At 38.3% G+C, this 23,100-nt stretch carries 21 protein-coding genes, 1 tRNA gene and 3 pseudogenes; 14 read left to right on the top strand and 11 right to left on the bottom strand.

Features of this window, described 5'->3' with window-relative positions; genetic code table 11:
* Nucleotides 1-25 precede the first annotated feature (25 nt).
* Both FE813_RS02560 and FE813_RS02565 read left to right on the top strand, forming a co-directional pair.
* Complete coding sequence (locus FE813_RS02560; RefSeq protein WP_005638429.1) at nt 26-274, top strand: AlpA family transcriptional regulator; 249 nt, start codon at nt 26-28, stop codon at nt 272-274.
* Nucleotides 267-1,289, top strand: a complete 1,023-nt coding sequence (locus FE813_RS02565) for a hypothetical protein (RefSeq protein ID WP_139989348.1) — start codon at nt 267-269, stop codon at nt 1,287-1,289. The genes FE813_RS02560 and FE813_RS02565 overlap by 8 nt, the downstream gene beginning before the upstream one ends.
* Before the next feature lie 200 nt (nt 1,290-1,489).
* Here FE813_RS02565 and FE813_RS02570 read toward each other — a convergent pair.
* Nucleotides 1,490-1,584, bottom strand: a tRNA-Sec gene (locus FE813_RS02570).
* 70 nt (nt 1,585-1,654) lie between these two features.
* Here FE813_RS02570 and selA point away from each other — a divergent pair.
* The 3 genes and pseudogenes from selA to FE813_RS10625 form a co-directional block, all read left to right on the top strand.
* Nucleotides 1,655-3,040 carry an L-seryl-tRNA(Sec) selenium transferase gene (gene selA, locus FE813_RS02575; protein ID WP_139989349.1) on the top strand — a complete coding sequence of 462 codons (1,386 nt, stop codon included), beginning with the start codon at nt 1,655-1,657 and terminating at the stop codon, nt 3,038-3,040.
* Nucleotides 3,037-4,896, top strand: coding sequence for a selenocysteine-specific translation elongation factor (gene selB, locus FE813_RS02580; protein WP_139989350.1), 1,860 nt, complete (start codon nt 3,037-3,039; stop codon nt 4,894-4,896). The genes selA and selB overlap by 4 nt, the downstream gene beginning before the upstream one ends.
* 51 nt (nt 4,897-4,947) lie before the next feature.
* Nucleotides 4,948-5,126, top strand: a pseudogene (locus FE813_RS10625) (glycerophosphodiester phosphodiesterase); the annotation flags it as partial.
* Nucleotides 5,127-5,180: 54 nt separating this feature from the next.
* Here the strand turns inward: FE813_RS10625 and FE813_RS02590 are convergent.
* The 7 genes and pseudogenes from FE813_RS02590 to purL form a co-directional block, all read right to left on the bottom strand.
* Nucleotides 5,181-5,987, bottom strand: a complete 807-nt coding sequence (locus tag FE813_RS02590) for an IS3 family transposase (RefSeq protein WP_180978667.1) — start codon at nt 5,985-5,987, stop codon at nt 5,181-5,183.
* Nucleotides 5,984-6,157 (bottom strand): hypothetical protein, encoded by a 174-nt coding sequence (locus tag FE813_RS10770; protein WP_006719834.1) that lies wholly within the window; start codon nt 6,155-6,157, stop codon nt 5,984-5,986. Before FE813_RS10770 ends, FE813_RS02590 begins: the two co-directional genes overlap by 4 nt.
* A gap of 80 nt (nt 6,158-6,237) precedes the next feature.
* On the bottom strand, nt 6,238-6,354 hold the full coding sequence (locus FE813_RS10905; RefSeq protein ID WP_459562309.1) for a transposase: 117 nt from the start codon (nt 6,352-6,354) through the stop codon (nt 6,238-6,240).
* Nucleotides 6,355-6,453: 99 nt separating this feature from the next.
* Nucleotides 6,454-6,834, bottom strand: a complete 381-nt coding sequence (locus FE813_RS02600) for a cupin domain-containing protein (RefSeq protein ID WP_005639069.1) — start codon at nt 6,832-6,834, stop codon at nt 6,454-6,456.
* Nucleotides 6,835-7,125: 291 nt separating this feature from the next.
* A pseudogene (locus tag FE813_RS02610) lies at nt 7,126-7,353 on the bottom strand (phosphoribosylformylglycinamidine synthase subunit PurQ); the annotation flags it as partial.
* Between the two features lie 86 nt (nt 7,354-7,439).
* Complete coding sequence (locus FE813_RS02615) at nt 7,440-8,069, bottom strand: YkgB family protein (protein ID WP_139989353.1); 630 nt, start codon at nt 8,067-8,069, stop codon at nt 7,440-7,442.
* A 128-nt stretch (nt 8,070-8,197) separates the two neighbouring features.
* Nucleotides 8,198-12,091, bottom strand: a complete 3,894-nt coding sequence (gene purL, locus FE813_RS02620) for a phosphoribosylformylglycinamidine synthase (protein ID WP_139989354.1) — start codon at nt 12,089-12,091, stop codon at nt 8,198-8,200.
* Nucleotides 12,092-12,266: 175 nt separating this feature from the next.
* Here purL and FE813_RS02625 point away from each other — a divergent pair, with 175 nt between their 5' ends.
* The gene (locus tag FE813_RS02625; protein ID WP_139989355.1) at nt 12,267-13,064 is read left to right on the top strand and encodes a class I SAM-dependent methyltransferase; all 798 of its coding nucleotides are present in this window, start codon (nt 12,267-12,269) and stop codon (nt 13,062-13,064) included.
* A gap of 152 nt (nt 13,065-13,216) precedes the next feature.
* Nucleotides 13,217-14,131: a transferrin-binding protein-like solute binding protein gene (locus tag FE813_RS02630; RefSeq protein ID WP_180978668.1), complete on the top strand. Its 915-nt coding sequence runs from the start codon at nt 13,217-13,219 to the stop codon at nt 14,129-14,131.
* A gap of 107 nt (nt 14,132-14,238) precedes the next feature.
* Here the strand turns inward: FE813_RS02630 and FE813_RS02640 are convergent.
* The 3 genes and pseudogenes from FE813_RS02640 to lexA form a co-directional block, all read right to left on the bottom strand.
* A pseudogene (locus FE813_RS02640) lies at nt 14,239-14,883 on the bottom strand (phosphoribosylformylglycinamidine synthase family protein); the annotation flags it as partial.
* A 187-nt stretch (nt 14,884-15,070) separates the two neighbouring features.
* On the bottom strand, nt 15,071-15,895 hold the full coding sequence (gene dapF / locus FE813_RS02645; protein WP_118813884.1) for a diaminopimelate epimerase: 825 nt from the start codon (nt 15,893-15,895) through the stop codon (nt 15,071-15,073).
* A gap of 142 nt (nt 15,896-16,037) precedes the next feature.
* Entirely contained in the window at nt 16,038-16,661 is a 624-nt protein-coding gene (lexA, locus tag FE813_RS02650) for a transcriptional repressor LexA (protein WP_005632942.1), read from the bottom strand.
* Between the two features lie 174 nt (nt 16,662-16,835).
* On the opposite strand from lexA, the gene plsB reads away from it, so the two are divergent.
* The 7 genes from plsB (at nt 16,836) to atpH (ending at nt 23,095) form a co-directional block, all read left to right on the top strand.
* Nucleotides 16,836-19,262 carry a glycerol-3-phosphate 1-O-acyltransferase PlsB gene (plsB, locus tag FE813_RS02655; protein ID WP_139989357.1) on the top strand — a complete coding sequence of 809 codons (2,427 nt, stop codon included), beginning with the start codon at nt 16,836-16,838 and terminating at the stop codon, nt 19,260-19,262.
* Nucleotides 19,263-19,791: 529 nt separating this feature from the next.
* A complete protein-coding gene (gene rsmG / locus FE813_RS02665; protein ID WP_139989358.1) occupies nt 19,792-20,403 on the top strand; it encodes a 16S rRNA (guanine(527)-N(7))-methyltransferase RsmG in 612 nt (203 codons plus the stop codon).
* A 125-nt stretch (nt 20,404-20,528) separates the two neighbouring features.
* Entirely contained in the window at nt 20,529-20,903 is a 375-nt protein-coding gene (locus tag FE813_RS02670) for an ATP synthase subunit I (RefSeq protein ID WP_048953129.1), read from the top strand.
* 36 nt (nt 20,904-20,939) lie between these two features.
* Nucleotides 20,940-21,737 (top strand): F0F1 ATP synthase subunit A, encoded by a 798-nt coding sequence (gene atpB, locus FE813_RS02675; protein WP_139989359.1) that lies wholly within the window; start codon nt 20,940-20,942, stop codon nt 21,735-21,737.
* 48 nt (nt 21,738-21,785) lie between these two features.
* Nucleotides 21,786-22,040 (top strand): F0F1 ATP synthase subunit C, encoded by a 255-nt coding sequence (atpE, locus tag FE813_RS02680; protein ID WP_005632219.1) that lies wholly within the window; start codon nt 21,786-21,788, stop codon nt 22,038-22,040.
* Between the two features lie 38 nt (nt 22,041-22,078).
* Nucleotides 22,079-22,549, top strand: coding sequence for a F0F1 ATP synthase subunit B (gene atpF / locus FE813_RS02685; protein WP_046949257.1), 471 nt, complete (start codon nt 22,079-22,081; stop codon nt 22,547-22,549).
* Nucleotides 22,550-22,561: 12 nt separating this feature from the next.
* Nucleotides 22,562-23,095 (top strand): F0F1 ATP synthase subunit delta, encoded by a 534-nt coding sequence (gene atpH / locus FE813_RS02690; RefSeq protein ID WP_139989360.1) that lies wholly within the window; start codon nt 22,562-22,564, stop codon nt 23,093-23,095.
* The last annotated feature ends 5 nt before the right edge of the window (nt 23,096-23,100 follow it).

The following is a 23,100-nucleotide window of genomic DNA, read 5'->3' on the forward strand; positions in this document are numbered from 1 at the left end:
CTTTGGTAACTAAGTGAGGTTCCTAATGAAACTGATTAAACTTAGCCAAGTAATGGCAAAAACAACGTTATCAAAATCCACGATATATAGATTAATAAAAACTTCTGGATTTCCACAACCGAAGAAACTTTCATTAAGAGCGGTTGCATGGCTAGAGGATGAGATTGATGAATGGATTGTAAGTAGAGGATGTAAAAACGATTCAAGTCCTAGTAACTCTATTAGCACACTACAAGCATATTTATTACTTAATGGAGGTAATAAATATGAATAAAACAGTATTATTAAATAAAAATTGTATATACAGATGTAATAATTTTATATATGTAGGTAAATTCAAAGATAAACCTCTATATATGGGAATAGATAAATTATCTTTCATTTCATACATAGATAATGAAATAGAATATAAGAATATCTGTGATAGATTTAATTTTTTAAGAAAAGAAATATCATCAAATTATAAAATTGAGAATGTAAAGGATAAACATTATAAATACAGTATGAAAATTATAGAAATTAATAATCCAGAATTTTATATAGTCATATCTTATTTATTTTTGAGTAATAAAAAAATTTATGGCATTAGATTTGAGTTATCACCACAATATGGAAATGTAGATTCAATTTATAATTTTGTAAAATGGTTAATAGATTGCATTGGAAAAAATATAGTTAATAAGTTATTATCAAAAAGCAGAATAACAAGAATAGATATTACTGTTGATATACATGGCAATAGTTTTATTTCTAACTATTATTTTTCCATACCAAAATCAAGAAAAGGAATAAGATTTATACATAATAAAGATGATTGTAAAAATAATTATAGTGTAGGATCAAAACGCTCAGAATTTTACTTGTTAGTATATGAAAAAGCTAAATTATACGAGGATATTAAGGTTGAGGATGATGATATAATTTCTGTAAAAGAAAACGATATAGATAAACGAATAACAAGATTAGAACTTAGAATAAAACCAAAGGAGTTTTTTTCGCTTTTATCAATATCTAATCTAAAAAACCCATTTAATAAAGTGGATATTTATAGTAAGAAATATGTAAAATCTAGATTTAGAGATTTTTTACCTTTCTTAGAGCAAGAAAAGAGTCTCCCAAGAGCTATAGATTGTTATTTAGATACTATGAATGGTTCATCTAAATATTGGAGACATAAGATCAATGAAACTATGGAATATTGTAAAAGTAAATATATCCTTGATATAGATTGGGGGAAATGGCAAGATATAACTAGAATTATTGAACCATTTATTCACCCTCTAGAATAGTCTCATTTCTTAGCAATAAAAGCTACATAAGTGTAGGTTATTATGTAGCTTTTACTTTTCAAAACGTGCGAACCCTTGTAAATAAACAAACATAGCCTTATGCATCAGGCGTATGTTGTTGAAATGTTTCTCCGGAAAACATGGGGCTACCTACTTGTAAGATGAGATATTTAAGTGAATCTATGCGGATTTATATAGATTGGCGGAAGGTCATGGGAGTTGAACCCACCCGGGAACGCTGGCGTCCCCAACAGGATTTGAAGTCCTGCCACCTCACCGGAGATGACGACCTTCCGTGGTTGAAATTGAGGTTACTTTAGCGTAAATTAATCGGCAATTCAACGTTATTTTAAACGGATTCAAAAATGACCGCACTTTTTCAACAACTTCCTTCCGTTGATAAAATTCTCAAAACACCTCAAGGATTACAACTCATTACCGAATTTGGTCACACAGCAGTCGTGGCAACATGTCGAGAATTATTAACACAAGCTCGTCAATTTATTCAAAAAAATAATCAACTTCCTGAATATTTTTCTAATTTTGACCGCACTTTTGTAGAAATTCATTCTCGCCTACAAAGACAGAACCAAGTACAAATCAAAGCGGTGCATAATCTGACTGGCACGGTGTTACACACAAATCTTGGACGGGCACTTTGGTCTGAAGCAGCACAACAGGCAGCGCTTTCTGCGATGCAAAAAAATGTTTCGCTTGAATATGATTTAGATGAAGGTAAGCGTAGTCATCGCGATAATTACATCAGTGAATTATTATGCAAACTCACAGGTGCTGAAGCAGCCTGTATAGTGAATAACAACGCCGCTGCGGTATTGTTAATGCTGGCAACCTTTGCTCAAGGTAAAGAAGTTATTATTTCTCGTGGCGAATTAATTGAAATCGGCGGTGCATTTCGTATTCCAGATATTATGGAGCAAGCTGGATGCCATTTAGTGGAAGTGGGCACCACTAATCGTACTCACCTGAAAGATTATCGTAATGCTATCACTGAAAATACGGCTTTTTTAATGAAAGTGCATAGCAGCAATTATCAAATTTGTGGTTTTACCTCTTCAGTTTCAGAAGAAGAGCTTGCGGAATTAGGCCGAGAAATGAAGGTACCCGTAGTAACGGATTTAGGCAGTGGTGCGTTAGTTGATTTAAGCCAATATGGCTTGCCAAAAGAACCGACCGTGCAAGAAAAAGTTGCCCAAGGTGTAGATTTGGTCTCTTTCTCTGGCGATAAATTGCTTGGCGGTGTGCAAGCAGGCATTATTGTGGGTAAAAAAGAATGGATCGAACAATTACAAGCCCATCCTCTCAAGCGTGCATTACGTTGCGATAAAGTCATTTTAGCCGGCTTAGAAGCCACATTACGTTTATATTTAAATCCTGAAAAATTAACTGAAAAATTACCAACTCTGCGCTTACTCACGCAGCCATTAGAACAACTCAAAATAAATGCTACGCGTCTCAAAGAGCGGTTAGAATCTCGCTTAAATTCACAATTTGAGATTCAAATTGAAGATAGCCAAGCACAAATCGGTAGTGGATCACAACCGATGGAAAGAATCCCTTCTGTGGCTGTCACTATTGCAGAAAAAACAAACGTAAAACTTTCCGTACTTTCAGCTCGTTTTAAACAACTTTCTCAACCTATTATTGGGCGAATGGAAAACGGAAAAATTTGGCTAGATTTACGTAGCCTTGCGGATATTGAAACATTATTAAATACATTGGATGAACTATGATTATTGTTACTTCAGGTCACGTTGATCACGGCAAAACAGCATTATTAAAAGCATTAACTGGCACAAGTACCGCCCATTTACCAGAAGAAAAAAAACGCGGAATGACCATTGATTTGGGATATGCCTATCTGCCTTTAGAAAACAAAGTTCTAGGCTTTATTGATGTACCTGGGCACGAGAAATTCTTGTCAAATATGCTGGCGGGCTTAGGTGGCGTGCATTATGCAATGTTAATTGTCGCTGCGGATGAAGGCGTTGCAGCGCAAACAAAAGAACATTTAGCGATATTACGCCAGCTTCAATTCCACGAAATTATTGTTGTCATCACAAAAGCAGATCGTACAAATTCAGAGCAAATTGAATCGTTAATCCAAGCAATTAAACAAGATTATAGTTTTTTACGCGATGCTAACTACTTCGTTACCTCAGCAGAAACAGGACAAGGCATCAGTGAATTGCGTCATTACTTAGCTAATCTACCTGAATTAGCTGATACCCTGAAACCATTCCGCTACGCAATAGACCGAGTATTCAGCGTAAAAGGGGCGGGTACTGTAGTGACAGGCACATCCTTTTCAGGAACAGTGAAAGTCAACGATGAAATTTACCTTTCCACAGGACAGAAAGTTCGTATAAAAGCGATTCACGCGCAAAATACATCAAGCGAACAAGGTATTGCGGGGCAACGTTTAGCGCTAAATTTAAATGCTGATTTAGACCGCACACCAATGAAACGAGGTGATTGGTTATTGCAGAATGAGCCACTTCCACCAACAGATCGCATCAGTGTACAAATTTTGGCTGAAGTACCATTAAATGAAAGCCAACCTGTGCATATTTATCACGGAGCGAGTCGCACTACGGGTAAGCTCACCTTATTACAAGGAAAAAATGCCGCTAAAAATGACCGCACTTTGGCTGAAATCATATTAGATTCACCTTTATTCTTGGCTTTCGGAGACAAACTTATTTTACGCAGTGGTGATGCTAAATCGTTAATTGCAGGTGCGCGCATATTAGAAATTGATTCACCCAAACGCCATAAACGAACAGAGGGTCGATTAAGCTTCTTGGCAAATTTAGCGCTTGCTGAAAATACAGCCCAACGAATTGCATTCATCCTTCAACATAATGCAATATCAGCTCATAAACTGATGTGGATAGAACAACTCACAAATAAACAACTAGATTATGCACTTACCGAACGTAGCGCTGTTCGCTATCAAGATTGGTGCTTTAATACAAACTACAAAAAAGAAAAAATACAACTAATTTTAACCGCACTTAATACCTATCACGAGCAACATAATGATCAACTTGGTGTAAGCAAAGCTCGTCTCTACCGAATGGCCGCTTTAAACCAGCCTGAAAACTTGATCAATCATTTTATTGATGAAATGCTTGATGATGGACGATTACAACAAACGCGTGGCTGGATTCATCTACCAGAGCATAAAATTCAGTTTAATACTGAAGAAAAATCACGTTGGACAGATGTATTAAACGAGTTTGAAAAAGCAAACGGTCAAGCAATTTGGGTACGAGATATGGCGAATGCGCTCGCTATTGATGAATCAATTATGCGTAATTTTATGTATAAAGCAGGGAAACTGGGTTACCTCACGCCAATCGTGAAAGATAGATTTTTCTTAACTGAAACCATCTATACTTATGCAAGACTCATCAAACAAATCGCAGAAGAAAAGGGAAAAGTATCCGTAAATGAAGTACGTGATAAATTGAATTTCGGGCGCAAACTTACCGTTCAACTGATGGAATATTTCGATAGAATGGGTTTTTTACGTCGCAGAGGAAACGATCATATCCTACGCGATAAAAACGTTTTTGATTTATAAGGAAACATTTTACTGATATATAACTAACTTCAATGAAGTAAATAACCAAGTGAAGAGCTCGAACAATACAAAGTGTAATTGCTCCCATACAACGTGTGTAAAAATACTTTATCAGTTCTTCACTGACGTAAATCAAATGCACGATGCGTTATTGAATAAAATCTGGCGCAACTTGTGTATTTACCAACTTCCCAAATACTGGCGTTGAGTTTTTGGAAAAACAAAAATAATACGTAAGTAAAAGTAATAAAAGTGATCTGCTCCCCAAAAGTTGGACAGGTTAGTTAACTTAAATATTGAGCTCTGTATTGTACTGGGCTCAATCCTTTGAAACCAAGTTTAATTCGTTTTTGGTTGTAATACACTAAATATTCTTCAATTTCAGCCTGTAATTCAGCAATTGAATGATAAGTCCGTGAGTAAAAACACTCTGATTTTAATATCGCAAAAAAAATTTCAATCATTACATTATCGTAGCAATTTCCTCGGCGACTCATACTTTGCACCGCTTTACCCTCCAACATTTTCCCCCATTCCGCCGTGCCATACAATACACCTTGGTCGCTATGAATAATTTGGCATTCTGTCGGTTTAAGCCGACTAAGTCCTTGTGCTAACATCTTTTTCACCAATGAAAATTTGGGGCGTGTTGAAAAGTTATAGGCAATAATTTCTCGGTTAGCCAAGTCCATCAACGGTGAAAAATAAAGCTTTTCTTGCCCAACATGAAATTCCGTTACATCCGTTACCCATTTTTGATTGAGTGCTGTTGCTGTAAAATCATGATTCAGCAAATTCGGGGCAATATGCGATGTTTTTCCACGTTTTCCATGTCTTTTTTTGCGTAAAATGGAATGAATACTTAACTCGTTCATCAGCTTTAACACCGTTTTATGATTCAAATTAAAACCCATTTGGCGTAATTTAAACGTCATGGGGCGATAACTATCTCGTTTTCTGTTCTTTTTATACAGCGATAAGATAGCCTCTTTTACCTCGTGATAATTTCGCTTAATCTCTTTATAGTAAAAGCTTGAGCGAGGCATTTTAGCTACATGAAGTAAATCATTTAACGCGTGGTCCGGCTTCAATCTTTCAATGATTTTTCTTTTTTCTGTCGTTGTTTTTGACGGTCGAGCTTCTCCAACTCCTTTAGGTAAGCAATCTCCGCTCGAGCCAAGGCGAGTTCTCGCTGCAGCTTTTTAAACGCTTTAGGTGAAAAGTCTGTGGTTTCTGGAATTTCAATGTCTTTCTTTTTCATTTTTGGCTTCACTATTTTCGGTGTTTGAAGGGGTGTATAAGGCGAACGCCATCAAGCCCTCTTTCCCGAAATGCTTTTAGTCAATAAATAACGAGAGCGTGGGAAATTTGATGAAGTTTAGCCACCTCACGGATACCATAATCCTGTTCGGTAACGAGTTTGATAATTTTCAAACGAAATTGATAAGAGTAGGACATAACCTGCACCTCAAATTAGGTGTCCAGGTTTTGGGGTGCAGCTCAACAAGCGGTTCAATTTGGTAAAAGTTTTACCATTTTGAACCGCTTTTGCTTTAATTAGTGTTTGTGATCGTGATGATGCTTATGTGGGGCATCATCTACCTCAACTAATGTCACCATAATGACTGAGTCCTCCGCAGCTTCGCCTTGAATAAAGTATTTTCCATCAAAGTTAAGCACTTGCCCTACGTTGATTTCATGTTTTTCATTGTCATTCAATACCACATTCATTTTTCCGCTTAGTACGGTAAAAATCACACTATCGCCTTCGTGGTTATGACGTTTTAGTTGCTCTCCTTTCTTCAAAGCTTTTTTCACCACGGTAAACTGTTCCGTTTGCATAATTTTACCGAAGCCATCTTTTACTACACCAATATCTGCTTGTGCAATAGAGGCAATACCAAAGCTGAGTAATGAGGCTAATAACACTTTTTTCATAACAAGTCTCCTTCTGTGTTTTGAATTAGATGTCCTAATTCTGACACTTTTACTCAACTATTTCAATGCAAATTATTCTCAAATACAAAAAGCATCACAAAAATAACTCTTTATTACACTTTTTTTCTCAAATGATCCCCATCTGTTTTATGCAATTTCAATACGGTTAAAACAAGAATGATTGCAAAAATATATCCCGTTTCTAGATCAATAACTGGTCCTCCACTTGTTCCCTCATGAACCATTGTATCAAGTAAATCTAAAAATTCGCATCCAAGCGCCATCTTCAGACTAATCTTCAGGATACCATGAGTTGCTCACGGCACGGAATACACGCTCAGGGTGTGGCATCATTGCAGCAATATGACCGTCCACTTTAGAAATCACGGTAATCCCTAATGCCGAAGTATTTGGGTTGGCTGGGTAGGTTTCAGTTACATTTAAATGACAGTCGATATACTGCGCCACAATCAAGTTTTGGGCTTGAAGTGCGGTCAAATTTTCAAAAGTTTTGAATTCAGTCTCCTTTCTTTGTTATTGGTTTGTATCTCTTAATAACAAAAAAGCTTGCTGTTTCTCCCAGCAAGCCTTTTAAAATAACGCAATTAAGCAAATTGTTTTTTATTATTTAAATAGCGTTTCGCACATTCTGCTGCAGCAACTAAACCGCCTGCCATCATAATAATATCTTTAATCACGAGTCGGCCAGCACCTGAGAGATATGGGAAGCCATAATTAGGTGTTGGGAAGTCCCCGCCTAAATTCGGCACCCAGGTTTCTGGCGTAAATATTAGGAATGACAGCGTGACTATCGACATACCAAACGTGAGTAAGCCTCCAAATAGTCCAAGTGTTGGAGACCAAATCCCCGCTAATACTAAAATACCAATGGTTACGATCATCGCGCCAATAATATAAGAAGCTGTATAGGTACCATTAGCTTTATGCCACTCAATATTTTTTGCGACCATTTTGCCTTCAGGGTTTTTATATAAGGTATATTCTTTTACTAAAACACCCTTATCATTTTCTACCATGTTCGCTCCATTTTTATAAAGGAAGCTTAAAAAAGGGCTATTTGACACAAAATGTGCGATACCATCTGCCTCATATTGGCAAACTTTTAAGCCACCAATCCAGACCATCACTACACAAATAGCAATGCGGATCAAGTTAATAAATTGACGTTGCAATGGTGCAACAATATTAGCTAGTAATGTCACTAAACTACTCATTAAGAACTCCTCATATAGTTCAATTGATATTACGGACAAAATATCCAAGCATTGTTCAGTATAAAAAAGAGATACTGACTCGCCCAGTATCTCTTATTCTGTATTAATTTTCTGTGAGTAATTTCACATTATTTGAAATTTATTCTCGCATTTCTAAAAATTCGCATCCATGCGCCATCTTCAGACCAATTTTCTGGATACCATGAGTTACTCACAGCTCGGAATACACGCTCTGGGTGTGGCATCATCGCAGCAATACGACCATCAACGTTAGAAATTGCGGTAATCCCTAATGCCGAGCCATTTGGGTTAGCTGGATAGGTTTCAGTCACATTTAAATGGCTGTCGATATATTGTGCCACAATCAAGTTTTGCGCTTGAAGTGCGGTCAAATTCTCAGTAGTTTTGAATTCTACGCGACCCTCACCATGAGAAACGGCAATCGGCATATGTGAACCTGCCATGCCTTTAAACCACAATGAGTTGGTATCGTTAATTTTTACCATCGCGGCACGAGCTTCAAAGCGTTCTGACTTATTACGCACGAAACGTGGCCAGTTTTCTGCACCAGGGATAATTTCTGCAAGAGTGGAGATAAATTGACAGCCGTTACATACGCCTAATGAAAGGGTGTTTTCATTGGCGAAGAATTGGCTGAATTGATCGCGTAATTGTGGGTTAAATAAAATGGATTTCGCCCAGCCACCGCCAGCGCCCAATACGTCACCGTAAGAGAAGCCACCACAGGCCACCATCGCGTTGAAGTCGTTTAAGTTGTAACGACCTACCATTAAATCGCTCATGTGAACATCAATCGCCGCAAAGCCTGCACAGTCAAAAGCAGCTGCCATTTCAACGTGGCTGTTTACGCCTTGTTCACGTAATACGGCCACTTTCGGTTTCACGCCTTTGCTGATGTACGGCGCAGCAATATCTTTATTCACATCATAGGTTAAGTGAGCGGATAAACCTTTATTGTCTATTGCTTTTTTCGCTTCAAATTCTTGGTCAGCACATTCTGGGTTATCACGTAAGCGTTGCATTTGGTGAGTGAGCTCTGCCCAAATACCGCGTAATTCAGAGCGTTTTTCGCTTAATAGTTTTTTGCTGCCGCGCGTGATTTCAAAACGATCTTCTGAGGTTACATAGCCGAGTTCATGTGTTAAACCAAGCAAATCATGGGATTTTAATACTTCACTCACGGCACTTAATTCTCGTTCTGACACTTGGAGCACTGCACCTAATTCTTCATTGAATAACACGGCTAAATCATTGTCGCCTAATGCAGAAATATCCACATCTACGCCACAGTTACCCGCAAATGCCATTTCTGCAAGGGTGGTAATTAAACCACCGTCGGAACGGTCGTGGTAAGCCAATAATTTACGCTCTGCTACTAATGCTTGCATTGCATCAAAGAAGTGTTTCAGTTTAGCGACATTCACCACATCAGCTGGTTTGTCACCTAATTGTTTATACACTTGCGCAAGTGCGGTCGCGCCTAAGCGATTTTTTCTTTCGCCTAAATCAATCAACAATAAACGGCTTTCGCCTTTGTCTGTACGTAATTGAGGTGTCACGGTTTTGCGGACATCTTCCACACGAGCAAAAGCTGAAATCACTAAAGAAAGCGGAGCTGTAACCGATTTTTTCTCGCCATTTTCTTCCCAAGTGGTTTTCATCGACATGGAGTCTTTACCCACTGGAATGGTAATGCCTAACGCAGGGCAAAGTTCTTCACCGACTGCTTTCACCGCTTCATATAAGCCAGCGTCTTCACCACCATGACCCGCTGCAGACATCCAGTTTGCAGAAAGTTTGATACGTTTAATATCGCCAATGTTAGTGCCCGCAATGTTAGTGATAGATTCAGCCACCGCTAAACGTGCAGAAGCACCAAAGTCTAATAACGCTACAGGTGCTCGTTCACCCATAGCCATGGCTTCACCGTGATAGCTGTCTAATGATGCAGTTGTGACGGCCACATCAGACACCGGAATTTGCCATGGGCCAACCATTTGATCGCGCGCCACCATACCGGTTACCGAACGGTCGCCAATAGTGATTAAGAACGTTTTTTCTGCCACCACCGGTAAGCGTAATACGCGATGGAAAGCTTCTTTTAATTGAATATTTTCTGTTGCAAGCGGTCGATTTTCGACAGTTTTTGACGAAACCTCGCGTGTCATTTTCGGGGTTTTGCCTAATAACACATTCATTGGCAAATCAATTGGGTTATTGCCGAAATGGCTATCGTGCAAGGTTAAATGTTTCTCTTCCGTTGCCTCACCAATGACCGCAAACGGTGCACGTTCACGTTCACAAAGTGCGGTAAATAATTCGAGTTTTTCTGGCGCAACCGCTAAGACATAACGTTCTTGCGATTCGTTACACCAAATTTCTAATGGCGACATGCCTTTTTCATCGCAAAGGATGGAGCGTAAATCAAATTTACCGCCACGTTCGCCATCATGCACCAATTCAGGCATCGCATTGGATAAACCGCCAGCGCCCACATCGTGAATAAAGAGAATTGGATTTTCATCACCTAATTGCCAACAGCGATCAATCACCTCTTGGCAACGACGTTCCATTTCTGGGTTTTCACGTTGAACAGAGGCAAAATCTAAATCTTCTTTTGATTTCCCGCTGTCCATCGAAGACGCTGCGCCACCGCCTAAGCCGATGTTCATCGCTGGGCCGCCTAAGACGATCAATTTAGCACCAACTGGAATTTCGCCTTTTTGAACGTGTTCGCCACGAATGTTACCGATACCGCCCGCCAACATAATCGGCTTGTGGTAACCGCGCACTTCTTCGCCATTGAAGCTGTTCACTTTCTCTTCATAGGTACGGAAATAACCCAATAACGCAGGACGACCAAACTCGTTGTTAAATGCAGCACCCCCTAATGGGCCTTCAATCATAATATCTAAGGCTGAGGCAATACGATTTGGTTTAGAAAGTGGATTTTCCCAAGGTTGTTCAAAGTTTGGAATAATAAGGTTTGATACGGAGAAACCCGTTAAACCTGCTTTTGGTTTTGCACCACGACCCGTTGCCCCCTCATCACGAATCTCACCGCCCGAACCTGTTGCGGCACCTGGGAATGGCGAAATTGCGGTTGGGTGGTTGTGGGTTTCCACTTTCATTAAGATATGCGCTTCTTCATTGTGATAGCGATATTGCCCATCTTGATCTGCAAAGAAACGGCCGACTTTTGAGCCTTCCATTACTGCTGCATTATCTTTATAGGCTGAAAGCACGAAATCAGGGGTTTTCTCAAAGGTATTTTTAATCATTTTAAACAGGGATTTATCCTGTTTTTTGCCGTCAATAATCCAATCTGCATTAAAGATTTTATGACGGCAGTGTTCAGAGTTAGCTTGCGCAAACATATAAAGTTCAATATCGTGTGGATTGCGCCCTAATTGGGTAAAGTTTTCCACTAAATAATCAATTTCATCTTCTGCCAGTGCCAGGCCTAATTCTACGTTAGCAGTGACCAACGCTTCACGTCCACCTTTCAAAATATCCACGGTTTTAAACGGTTTCGGATCTTGATGTCGGAATAAAATCTCTGCATCTTCAGGACGACGCACCACGGTTTCCATCATTCTGTCGTGTAAAAGTGCGGTCAATTTTTCTGTTGTTTTTTCATCAAGCGGTTGGCTTAACTCAAAATAATACGCCAAACCACGCTCAATACGCTCCACTTCACTTAAACTACAGTTATGCGCAATATCGGTCGCTTTAGAAGACCAAGAAGAAATCGTGCCAACACGTGGAATCACGATAAAAGTTTCGCCTTTGGCTTCATGTTCTGCCAAAGTTGGACCGTAATGTAACAACGCTTTTAATTTTGCTTCCTGCTCGCTAACAAGCGGTCGATTTAATTCCAAAAAATGCAAGTATTCCGCGTAAACTGATTTCACCGGTAATTGATTTTGTTGGAATTTTTGCATTAAGCCTTGAATACGGAATTCAGAAAGGGCGGGTGAGCCACGAAAAGTTTGAAACATACGGGTACCTTTGAGTTGTGTTTGAGGTAAAAATCGCGGGCTATTATAAAGGAAAAACACCAAAACGAAAACGTTTGCGTCAATCATTTTCAATGATTTTAGGTAAGAGAAAGCATATAATCATCAAGTAAATTCAAAAACAATCCAAAAACTAACCGCACTTTGAGGCGTCACTATGATCATCAACGACATCAATTTCAACGATCTCTACCAACAACATCTAAAAGCCTGTAATCACTATAATCTTCCACCAACAAAGTGGGATAAAAAAGCCCCTAAAATGGCTGAGAACTTAGTGGGCAAACCAAGCCGTTATAACGAAACGTTGCTTAAAGCCATGAATGTGCAACCCAATGAAACCGTATTAGATATCGGCTGTGGCCCCGGCACCTTTGTGATTCCTTTAGCCCAACAATGCCAAGCTGTGTATGCCCTCGATTACAGCCAAGGCATGTTAGAGATGGTTCAGCAATATAAAGAAAAGCATCAACTGAATAATATTACGCTTCTACATAAATCATGGTCGGATAACTGGGATGATGTACCTCAAGCAGATGTAATACTCGCCTCTCGCTCGACGCTTGTGGACGATTTAGATGACATGATTGAAAAGCTACAAAGTAAGGCGAAAAAACGCGTCTTTTTAACCTCGGTGACACAACGCCATTTTCTCGATGAAGGTGTATTTGAAGCCATTGGTCGTGATGATGTGGGCTTTCCGACTTATATTTATTTAGTCAATCGCCTTTACCAAAAAGGCATTCACGCGAATGTGAGTTTTATTGAAACCGAATCAGGCCATTTCCAAGGTGAAACCTTTGAGGATTTATTAAATTCTGTGGAGTTTTCTCTCGGCAATCTCACTGAAAAAGAAAAACAAGATTTGGCTCAATTCTATCAACAAAAACAAACTAATAACAACCCAATAAAACACGGACAACGTAAATGGGCGTTAATTTGGTGGGAAGTTTAAGAAAATATAAGTATTGTAATTTACTTTTAAATTAAAACACTTAACCTTATAAAATTAACTAACTCATAGACAAATTGAATTTCTAATGATACAGTCCAGTCTGATACCTTTGAAGGTATTTTATGTCTACTTTTTCAATAAGGAATATTAGTATGTTTTCTTTAAATCATGTTTTAAAATTTGGTACTACAGCATTAGCCGTTTTAGTATTATCTGCGTGTGGTAGCAGCGGCGGTGGTAGTAGTAATCCAAATGCTTCAGCCTCAACCAATCAGACTAAGCAAAGTCAGCCAAGTACTACTGCTAATAATATGACTCAGCAACCAAGTACTACTACATCTACAAACAATCAGACAGCATCAAGCCAATCTACTCCAACTGAAAATGTGGCTCAACCATCAAACCCTAATACTCAAAGTGGTAATACTAATCGAGCACTCACAGATAAACATGTTGGTTTCATCATACCTAAAAAAGGCGGAACTATTCAAACCGCATCCATTTCTGGCAATCCAAATCTTTATGTGCTAGATGTTGAAGGTAAAAGTATTGATATAATTCCTGCCGGGATGGGGGGTGGAAAGGTTCTCAAAATCACGGCCAACAATATTACCCGCATAGTTAACGGTTCATTATATAAAAATGTACGTTGGGGATTAATTACAGAGGACAGCCTAAATAATTATTACTTAGTCTCTTACGGTATCAATCCTACAACCGATATGCCAACTAGTGGTAGCGCTACCTATGTTGGTCAAGGTGTACACGGTTACGCAAATAGTGGTTCAGCTATTGATACGTATCGCTTAAGTAACGCAAAATTTAATGTAAATTTTGCTGATAAATCATTTGAAGGCACTATTACTCCAGATGATGGAAAAGCATTTGGCAATATCAACGAGGTTAAACTTTCTGCGAAAATTGATGGTAACCAATTCCACGGTAAAACTGCTGAAGGTACAGAAGCTGTCGGTCGTTTCTACGGAAATAACGCTAGTGAGTTAGCTGGTAGTTATGTAAATGAAAAAGCCTCTTACATTGGCGTATTCGGCGCACAAAAACAATAATTAGTTTTAATCCTAACATAATAAAGCAAGCTTAGTGCTTGCTTTATTTTTATAAAAAAACGAGATAATGTAATAAATTAAAGAATCTCTAATAACTTCGCAAAGTCATCAAACACCCAATCTGGGTTTGATTCAGCAATCGGAATGTTGTAGCGGTATTTGGCAGAGTTGGCTTGCGCGAACATATAAAGTTCAATATCGTGCGGATTGCGCCCTAATTGGGTGAAGTTTTCCACCAAATAATCAATTTCATCTTCGGCCAGTGCTAAACCTAATTCTACGTTAGCTGTGACCAAGGCTTCACGTCCGCCTTTTAAAATATCCACGGTTTTAAACGGTTTCGGATCTTGATGACGGAATAAAATTTCCGCATCTTGCGGATTGCGCACCACCGTTTCCATCATTCTGTCGTGTAAAAGTGCGGTCAATTTTTCTGTTGTTTTTTCATCAAGCGGTTGGCTTAACTCAAAATAATACGCCAAACCACGCTCAATACGCTCCACTTCACTTAAACCACAATTATACGCAATGTCCGTCGCTTTAGAAGATCAAGAAGAAATCGTGCCAACGCGTGGAATCACGATAAAAGTTTCGCCTTTGGCATCGTGTTCTGCCAAGGTTGGGCCATAACGTAACAACGCTTTTAATTTTGCTTCCTGCTCGCTAACAAGCAGTCGATTTAATTCCACAAAATGCAAATATTCCGCATAAACCGATTTCACCGGCAATTGATTTTGTTGGAATTTTTGCATTAAGCCTTGGATACGGAATTCAGAAAGGGCGGGTTAGCCACGAAAAGTTTGAAACATACGGGTACCTTTGAGTTGTGTTTGAGGTAAAAATTGCGGGCTATTATAAAGGAAAAACACCAAAACGAAAACGTTTGCGTGAGCTGAAAATAAAATCCCCATCTTTAAGAATTTGATGGGGATAAGAAGATTAAAGGGTTATAAAACCATCATATACATGGGTTGCTTCGCCAGTCATATAAAGTGGATGACCAATGCCATCCCATTCAATGATTAATGAACCGCCTGGCAAATCGACTTGAACTCGATTGTTCAATAAACCTTGCATAATTCCAACTGCAACAGCTGCACAAGCGCCACTTCCACAGGCTTGCGTTTCTCCTGCACCGCGTTCATAAACTCTAAGTTTAATATGCTCTTTATTGATGATTTGCATAAAACCAGCATTGACCCGTTCGGGGAAGCGTTCATGACTTTCTAGCAAAGGACCAAGTTGTTCAACATTTGCGGTTTGAATATCATCTACTTGTACAACACAATGAGGATTGCCCATTGAAACGGCACCACATAAGACGGTTTGAATATCCGTGCGTAGGATGTAATTTTTCTCGAATTTATTTGCGGTAAATGGAATTTTTGCTGGCTCCCAAATAGGCTCACCCATATTCACACGAATTTGGTTATCGTCTTTTACTGTTAGAACCATATTGCCTTTTTGCGTGCTAACCGCGATGTCTTTTTTGTTAGTTAGCCCTTTTAATGTCACAAAACGAGCAAAACAGCGGGCACCATTTCCGCATTGCGAAACTTCACTTCCATCGGCATTGAAAATGCGATAATGGAAGTCGAGTTCAGGATCATAAGGTGGCTCAACAAGCAAAAGCTGATCAAAGCCAATTCCACGGTGGCGATCAGCTAAGCGTTGAATGGTTTCTGACGTGAAAAAAACATTTTGAGTAACACCATCAACTACAACAAAATCGTTGCCTAATCCGTGCATTTTGGAAAACTGCATTTTTCCATCCTTTATTTAAATTCAAGATTGATTGCATTATAGAGAGCGGTAAAAAGAATGGCAAATTCAGAATTTTAAACTAAGAAAAGTACGGTAAAACACAGGAAATTTTTACCGCACTTTATTCGCTAATTTACTCAGATTACATCCAAGCATTATTGCGAATGATCCCTACGGCAATGCCTTCAATCTCAAAGTTTTCTTGCTCTTCAAGATTTACCACGATTGGATCAAATTCTTCATTTTCTGCGTGTAGATAAATGATAGAACCTTTTTTCTCAAGGCGTTTTACCGTCACTTCATCTTCAATACGGGCAACGACAATTTGTCCATTACGTACATCCTTGGTGCTATGTACAGCTAATAAATCACCATCTAAGATACCAATGTCTTTCATGGATTGGCCATAAACTTTGAGTAAGAAATCGGCTTGTGGTTTAAACATATCGGCATCTACGCGATAAGTTGCTTCGATATGTTGTTCTGCAAGAATAGGTTCTCCAGCCGCTACGCGCCCCACGAGTGGTAAACCATCAAATTCTTCATTTGCGCTATTGTCTAAAATGCGGATACCGCGAGATGCGCCTGGAATAATTTCAATCGCACCTTTGCGTGAAAGCGCTTTTAAATGTTCTTCTGCAGCATTGGGTGATTTAAAGCCTAATTCTCGAGAGATTTCGGCTCGTGTTGGTGGCATGCCTGTTGTTTCTAAATGACGTTTTAATAAATCCAACACTTCTTGTTGGCGTGCTGTTAATGGTCTCATATACACTCCTGTTTTTAAATACAGATAACTGGTATTGTATACAGATTGCATGAAGTTGCAATAGTTATTTTTTAAATCTGTGTATTAGGTCACATTCTTCCACCAAATTTTTTAAAGCGGTTGAGATCGGATGTGTTAAAATATTTTAAATTTACAACAAAGAGAAAATTTATCATGGCAAATTTTGTAAATATGTATCGTCAATTATTGAGCTTGCCTCTGTCAGTATTAGTGAAAAATAATCCAATTCCAGCCAATCCGATAGAAGAGCTTTCCCTCAATATTCACCAACCTGTTGTTTATGTTTTGCCTTATACCTCTCAAACCGATTTCGTTATTTTCCGTCGAAATTGTTTGGCGTTAGGTTTGCCTGATCCTGCTGAGAAAAATGAAATTGATGGTGTGAAGTTGCCTCGTTATGTGTATTTAGATGAGGGACGTCGTATTTTTAAATCGAAAGGTGCGAAAGATGAAACTACCACGATCTTCAATAAATACCTCGAATTACACCGCACTTCTGAGAGTTTAGATGTGCAACTTATTCCAGTCTCCGTTCTTTGGGGGCGTTCTCCTGGGCATGAAGATAAATCCGGCTTGCCTAACTTGCGTTTGTTAAATGGCATGCAAAAAACTTTTGCTGCTATTTGGTTTGGACGTGATACCTTTGTACGTTTTTCTCAAGCTGTTTCATTACGTTATATGGTGAATGAGCATGGCTCTGATGAAAAAATTGCGCAAAAGCTGGCTCGAGTTGCAAAAATGCATTTTGCTAAACAGCGTATTTCTGCCACAGGCCCGCGTTTACCGAATCGCCAAGCTATGTTTAATAAATTATTGCAATCAGAAGCGATTCAACGTGCGATTGAAGATGAAGCAAAATCGAAAAATATCAGTATTGAAAAAGCGCAAAAAGAAGCGCATAAGATTTTGGATGAAATCGCTGCAGATGTAAGCCATTCAAGTTTACGAGCCGTTGATCGTTTTTTACGTTGGCTTTGGAATAAACTTTATTCTGGTATTGATGTGCAAAATGCAGATCGCGTACGTAAATTAGCACTTGAAGGTCATGAGATTGTTTATGTTCCTTGCCACCGCAGCCACATTGACTATCTATTGCTTTCTTATGTGCTTTATCATCAAGGGCTTGTTCCACCGCATATCGCAGCAGGAATTAATTTAAACTTCTGGCCTGTGGGTAGAATGTTCCGCAGTTGGGGGGCATTCTTTATTCGTCGCACTTTTAAAGGAAACAGATTATATTCCTCCATTTTCCGTGAATATTTATCAGAGTTATTCCATCGTGGTTATTCGGTAGAATATTTTATTGAGGGTGGTCGTTCTCGCACTGGCCGTTTACTTGCGCCAAAAACAGGTATGATGTCGATGACACTTCAAGCCTTGCAACATAATCAAACTCGTCCAATTTCTGTTGTTCCAGTTTATGTAGGCTATGAGCATGTATTAGAAGTGGATACTTACGCAAAAGAATTACGTGGTGCGGCGAAAGAAAAAGAAAATGCGGGTTTAGTACTCCGTGTAATTAAAAAATTGCGTAATCTTGGACAAGGCTTTGTCAATTTTGGTGAGCCAATTACGCTTTCAAACTATTTGAGCCAACATTTCCCTGATTGGAAAGAGCAAAACAACGAAGAAAAACCACAATGGTTTGCTCCTGCAGTTGATTCTGTATCAAAACAAGTAATGGTGAACATCAATAAAGCAGCAGCAGTGAATGCAATGAATTTAGTTGGAACGGCATTATTGTCTTCTCGTCAACGTGCACTTTCTCGTGAGCAACTTTTAGAACAACTGGCGAGTTACCAACAATTACTACAAAACGTGCCTTATTCCGTAGATGTTGTATTGCCCACTGCTACGCCTGAAATGATGTTAAATCATGTATTAACGCTTGATCGTGTTGGCGTGTTAGTCGAAAAGGATAACTTCGGAGAAATTGTGCGTTTGGAACGCGCATCAGCCGTGTTGATGACTTACTATCGCAATAATATTCAACACTTATTTGTTTTGCCGTCTTTAGTTGCAAGCATCATTTTGCATTATGAGGCGATTCAAAAAGATTTATTAGTCGAAGCTGTCGGCAAGATTTATCCGTTCTTAAAAGGCGAGTTATTCTTGCACTTTAGTGAAGAAGAGTTAAAAACTCAAATTCATCAAATTATTGATGAATTTGCGCGCCAACAGGTGATTAACTCTAATGATAATTTCTTATCTATCAATAAATCGAAAGTACGTATTTTACAACTTTGGTCTGCTGGAATGCGTGAAATCTTGCAACGTTATTACATTACAGTGACAATTTTGCAAAAACAACCAGATATTTCACGTGCAGAACTGGAAAAAGAAAGTCAACTTGTCGCACAGCGTTTATCTGTATTGCATGGTATTAACGCGCCGGAGTTTTTTGATAAAGCCGTCTTCTCTATGTTTATTGCAAATTTGAAAGAGCAAGGTTATTTTGATGATAACGGCCAAGGTAACCTTGAAAAATTAGAGGCATTATCCTCTATTCTTGCACATTTAATTTCAACCGAAATTTGCCTCACCGTAAAAGGCACGGTGGCTAAAGTTGAAGATAACTAAATATTACCATGTTACAAAGTGCGGTGAATATTCACCGCATTTTTTATTATCAACCTGATAAATGAAAATGTGATCTCCATCACATTTTTTATGTTTTTCGATTGTATTTTATTTTACGTGGGTGTATAACTTCTGCCGATGATGAGACAGGGAGCTCGTCGTATCTTTAATCTACTAAGATCTATCTTTACTTAGCCTTTCAAAAAATCTCCCCCTTTTGCCGTTCTCAATGATAAAGCAGTATGTTTTGTTACATAATAACCAAAATATTGCAACCAAAGCAGGGGTTGTCTTTACTCAAGGTGGTGGTGTAACTTATAACGCTGGTGTAAACTTTGAGTGGTAAATAAATATTACCTATAAGGGCAGACATTGTGTCTGTCCTTTTTTCTTTATTAAAAAAAATATTGGCGTTAATAGACTGGTTAGAAATAAATTAAGACGGAATCTTATTATAAGTAAAAAAACACTAAAGATTTTCACCGCACTTTTAAGTAAAATAGCGCAATTTTCTAAAGAGATAATAAATATGAAAGCCAAATTAGCTAGTTTACTTGCGCAAGCAAATATAAAAATAAGTGATCAACAAATTCAGCAGCTGATTGATCTGGTCAATTTACTCAATAAATGGAATAAAGCTTATAATTTGACGTCAGTCCGTGATCCACAAGAAATGTTAGTCAAACATATTTTAGATAGTCTTGTTGTAAGTCCTTATTTACATGGGGATCGTTTTATTGATGTCGGTACTGGCCCTGGCTTGCCTGGTTTACCTTTGGCAATTATTAATCCTTCCAAGCAATTTGTCCTCCTTGATAGTTTAGGAAAGCGTATTAGTTTTATTCGAAATGCTATACGTGAGCTTGGGCTCACTAATGTAACTCCTGTTTTGAGTCGAGTAGAAGAATATCAACCTGAAGATAAATTTGATGGCGTATTAAGTCGCGCTTTTGCTTCGTTAAAAGATATGACAGATTGGTGTCATCATTTACCAAAAGAAAATGGATATTTTTATGCATTAAAAGGTACTTATCAGGAAGATGAAATTAATGAATTGAATGAAAAATACACTATTCAAGAAGTGATTGAACTACATGTTCCAGAACTTATAGGTGAGCGACATTTAATCGTTTTGCGTTAAAAAGTAACTAATAAATAAATTATTTTCTAAAAGTGTGATTTATATAACACTTTTTATGTGTTTTTAAGTTGAATCTAAAACCAGCAAAGGTATAATCGGCGGGCTAAAATTATTTTGTAAAAGTGATGTCGCGCATTTTATCTCACGCTAAAAAAAACTACAGAAAAGCTATTGTTATTGAGAGTCTTTTGCTTGTAGTTTTTTATTTGCTTATTTATGGATGGCAACGCCAAAGTGCGGTAGATTTTGGCTACGGTTTTTTAAGTGCCTTTTTGCCTTTTTGTACATTCATATTTATCATTTTTTACAGAAAACAAAATTTTTCAACAAAACTGACTGCACTTTATCGTGCTGAAGCAATAAAGTTTATTTTAACGATGGTTTTTATCATTATTGCCATCAAATGGTTATTAGTTATCAATTTTATTGCGTTTTTTGTTGGTTTTTTATTGGCGTTAGTGCTGAATAATGTTATTCCACTTATTCTCAATAAAATTTAACTTTGGGTTATTCTTCTTCAGAACAAAGGATCGATTATGTCTGGACAAACTTCAATTGAATATATCCAACACCATTTAACTTATCTTACAACAGGTGAAGGTTTTTGGACGTTTAATCTTGATACGTTTTTCTTCTCTGTGTTGTGCGGTTTCCTTTTCTTAGCTATTTTTCGCAAGGTGGCTAAAAAAGCAACAATAGGTGTGCCGAGTAAACTACAATGTGCTGTTGAAATGGCTGTAGAATGGATTGATGGTGTGGTAAAAGAAAATTATCACGGTAAGCGAGATGTGATAGCGCCGTTGGCTTTAACTATTTTCGTATGGGTGATGATTATGAATACTATTGATTTGGTACCTGTGGATTATATTCCCCAGTTGTTTGCTATTATTACAGGCGATCATCATATTCCTGTACGAGCCGTGCCGACTACGGATATGAATATGACATTTGCAATGTCGATTTCAGTATTTGTATTAATCCTTTTTTATACGATTAAATCTAAGGGTATTAAAGGTCTCGCAAAAGAATACACTTTACACCCTTTTAATCATTGGGCATTTATCCCTGTTAATCTTCTTCTTGAATCCGTGACGTTGATCTCAAAGCCTGTTTCATTAGCACTTCGTTTATTCGGAAATATGTATGCTGGTGAGCTGATCTTTATTTTGATTGCCGTGATGTATTCAGCCAATGCGTTTGTGGCTGCACTGGGTGTGCCATTGCAGTTGGTGTGGGCGATTTTCCATATTTTGGTTATCGCATTACAAGCCTTCGTCTTTATGATGCTTACTGTGGTTTACCTGAGTATTGCATATAATAAAGCGGAACATTAATTTTTATTTTTTATTTAACAACTCAACTCTCAACAACGGAGAAAATTTATGGAAACTGTAATTAGTGCAACAATCATTGCTTCTGCGATTATGCTTGCTTTTGCTGCGTTAGGTACTGCGATTGGCTTTGGTCTTCTTGGCGGTAAATACCTTGAGTCTGCCGCTCGTCAGCCTGAATTAGCTAATTCACTACTTACTAAGATGTTTATTGTTGCAGGTCTTCTTGATGCGATTGCGATGATCGCGGTAGGTATCGGTTTATATTTCGCATTCGCAAATCCATTTGCTGCATTATTAGGTTAATAAACAACAAATTTCCTAATTAACGAAGGAGGTATGTTGTGAATATTAATGCAACATTAATTGGTCAAACCATCGCCTTTATTATTTTTGTATGGTTCTGTGTGAAATTTGTTTGGCCACCAATTATTAATGCGATTGAAACACGTCAAAGCCAAATTGCGAACGCTTTAGCGTCAGCTGAAGCAGCTAAAAAAGAGCAAGCAGATACGAAAAATCTTGTTGAACAAGAACTTTCAGCTGCAAAAGTACAAGCTCAAGAAATTTTAGATGCAGCGAATAAACGTCGCAATGAAGTATTAGACGAAGTTAAGGCAGAAGCCGAAGAACTAAAAGCAAAAATTATTGCTCAAGGTTATGCAGAAGTAGAAGCAGAACGTAAACGTGTTCAAGAAGAATTACGTCTTAAGGTGGCTTCATTGGCAGTGGCTGGTGCTGAGAAAATTGTGGGTCGTTCTATTGATGAGGCGGCAAACAATGATATTATTGATAAATTAGTTGCAGAGTTATAAGAGGCTTAGCTTATGTCAGAATTAACTACAATAGCTCGCCCTTATGCAAAAGCTGCATTCGACTTTGCCATTGAACAAAGTGCGGTCGAAAAATGGACTGAAATGTTAGGTTTTGCTGCAGCCGTAGCTGAAGATGAAACGGTAAAAGCTTACTTAAGTAGTTCTCTTTCTGCACAGAAATTAGCTGATACAGTAATTTCTATTTGTGGCGAACAATTGGATCAATATGGGCAAAATCTTATTCGGTTAATGGCTGAAAATAAGCGTTTGAGTGCTATTCCTGCGGTGTTTGAAGAATTTAAACATCACGTAGAGGAGCATCAAGCTATTGCAGAAGTTGAAGTAACGTCTGCGGAACCATTGAATGCAACACAAATCGAAAAAATTGCAGCTGCAATGGAAAAAAGATTAGCTCGCAAAGTGAAATTAAATTGCAACGTGGATAACGCACTTATTGCTGGTGTGATTGTTCGTACTGAAGATTTTGTGATTGACGGAAGTAGCCGTGGGCAACTTACTCGTCTCGCAAACGAGTTGCAATTATAAGAGGA

This window comes from Haemophilus seminalis, assembly GCF_006384255.1.
Classification (GTDB): Bacteria; Pseudomonadota; Gammaproteobacteria; order Enterobacterales; family Pasteurellaceae; genus Haemophilus; species Haemophilus seminalis.

Excerpts from the sequence above, each read along its gene's own strand:
- FE813_RS02560 (WP_005638429.1), top strand. The coding sequence starts at position 26 with ATGAAACTGATTAAACTTAGCCAAGTAATGGCAAAAACAACGTTATCA.
- FE813_RS02565 (WP_139989348.1), top strand. The coding sequence starts at position 267 with ATGAATAAAACAGTATTATTAAATAAAAATTGTATATACAGATGTAAT.
- selA (WP_139989349.1), top strand. The coding sequence starts at position 1,655 with ATGACCGCACTTTTTCAACAACTTCCTTCCGTTGATAAAATTCTCAAA.
- selB (WP_139989350.1), top strand. The coding sequence starts at position 3,037 with ATGATTATTGTTACTTCAGGTCACGTTGATCACGGCAAAACAGCATTA.
- FE813_RS10770 (WP_006719834.1), bottom strand. The coding sequence starts at position 6,157 with ATGAAAAAGAAAGACATTGAAATTCCAGAAACCACAGACTTTTCACCT.
- FE813_RS10905 (WP_459562309.1), bottom strand. The coding sequence starts at position 6,354 with ATGTCCTACTCTTATCAATTTCGTTTGAAAATTATCAAACTCGTTACC.
- FE813_RS02600 (WP_005639069.1), bottom strand. The coding sequence starts at position 6,834 with ATGAAAAAAGTGTTATTAGCCTCATTACTCAGCTTTGGTATTGCCTCT.
- FE813_RS02615 (WP_139989353.1), bottom strand. The coding sequence starts at position 8,069 with ATGAGTAGTTTAGTGACATTACTAGCTAATATTGTTGCACCATTGCAA.
- purL (WP_139989354.1), bottom strand. The coding sequence starts at position 12,091 with ATGTTTCAAACTTTTCGTGGCTCACCCGCCCTTTCTGAATTCCGTATT.
- FE813_RS02625 (WP_139989355.1), top strand. The coding sequence starts at position 12,267 with ATGATCATCAACGACATCAATTTCAACGATCTCTACCAACAACATCTA.
- FE813_RS02630 (WP_180978668.1), top strand. The coding sequence starts at position 13,217 with ATGTTTTCTTTAAATCATGTTTTAAAATTTGGTACTACAGCATTAGCC.
- dapF (WP_118813884.1), bottom strand. The coding sequence starts at position 15,895 with ATGCAGTTTTCCAAAATGCACGGATTAGGCAACGATTTTGTTGTAGTT.
- lexA (WP_005632942.1), bottom strand. The coding sequence starts at position 16,661 with ATGAGACCATTAACAGCACGCCAACAAGAAGTGTTGGATTTATTAAAA.
- plsB (WP_139989357.1), top strand. The coding sequence starts at position 16,836 with ATGGCAAATTTTGTAAATATGTATCGTCAATTATTGAGCTTGCCTCTG.
- rsmG (WP_139989358.1), top strand. The coding sequence starts at position 19,792 with ATGAAAGCCAAATTAGCTAGTTTACTTGCGCAAGCAAATATAAAAATA.
- FE813_RS02670 (WP_048953129.1), top strand. The coding sequence starts at position 20,529 with ATGTCGCGCATTTTATCTCACGCTAAAAAAAACTACAGAAAAGCTATT.
- atpB (WP_139989359.1), top strand. The coding sequence starts at position 20,940 with ATGTCTGGACAAACTTCAATTGAATATATCCAACACCATTTAACTTAT.
- atpE (WP_005632219.1), top strand. The coding sequence starts at position 21,786 with ATGGAAACTGTAATTAGTGCAACAATCATTGCTTCTGCGATTATGCTT.
- atpH (WP_139989360.1), top strand. The coding sequence starts at position 22,562 with ATGTCAGAATTAACTACAATAGCTCGCCCTTATGCAAAAGCTGCATTC.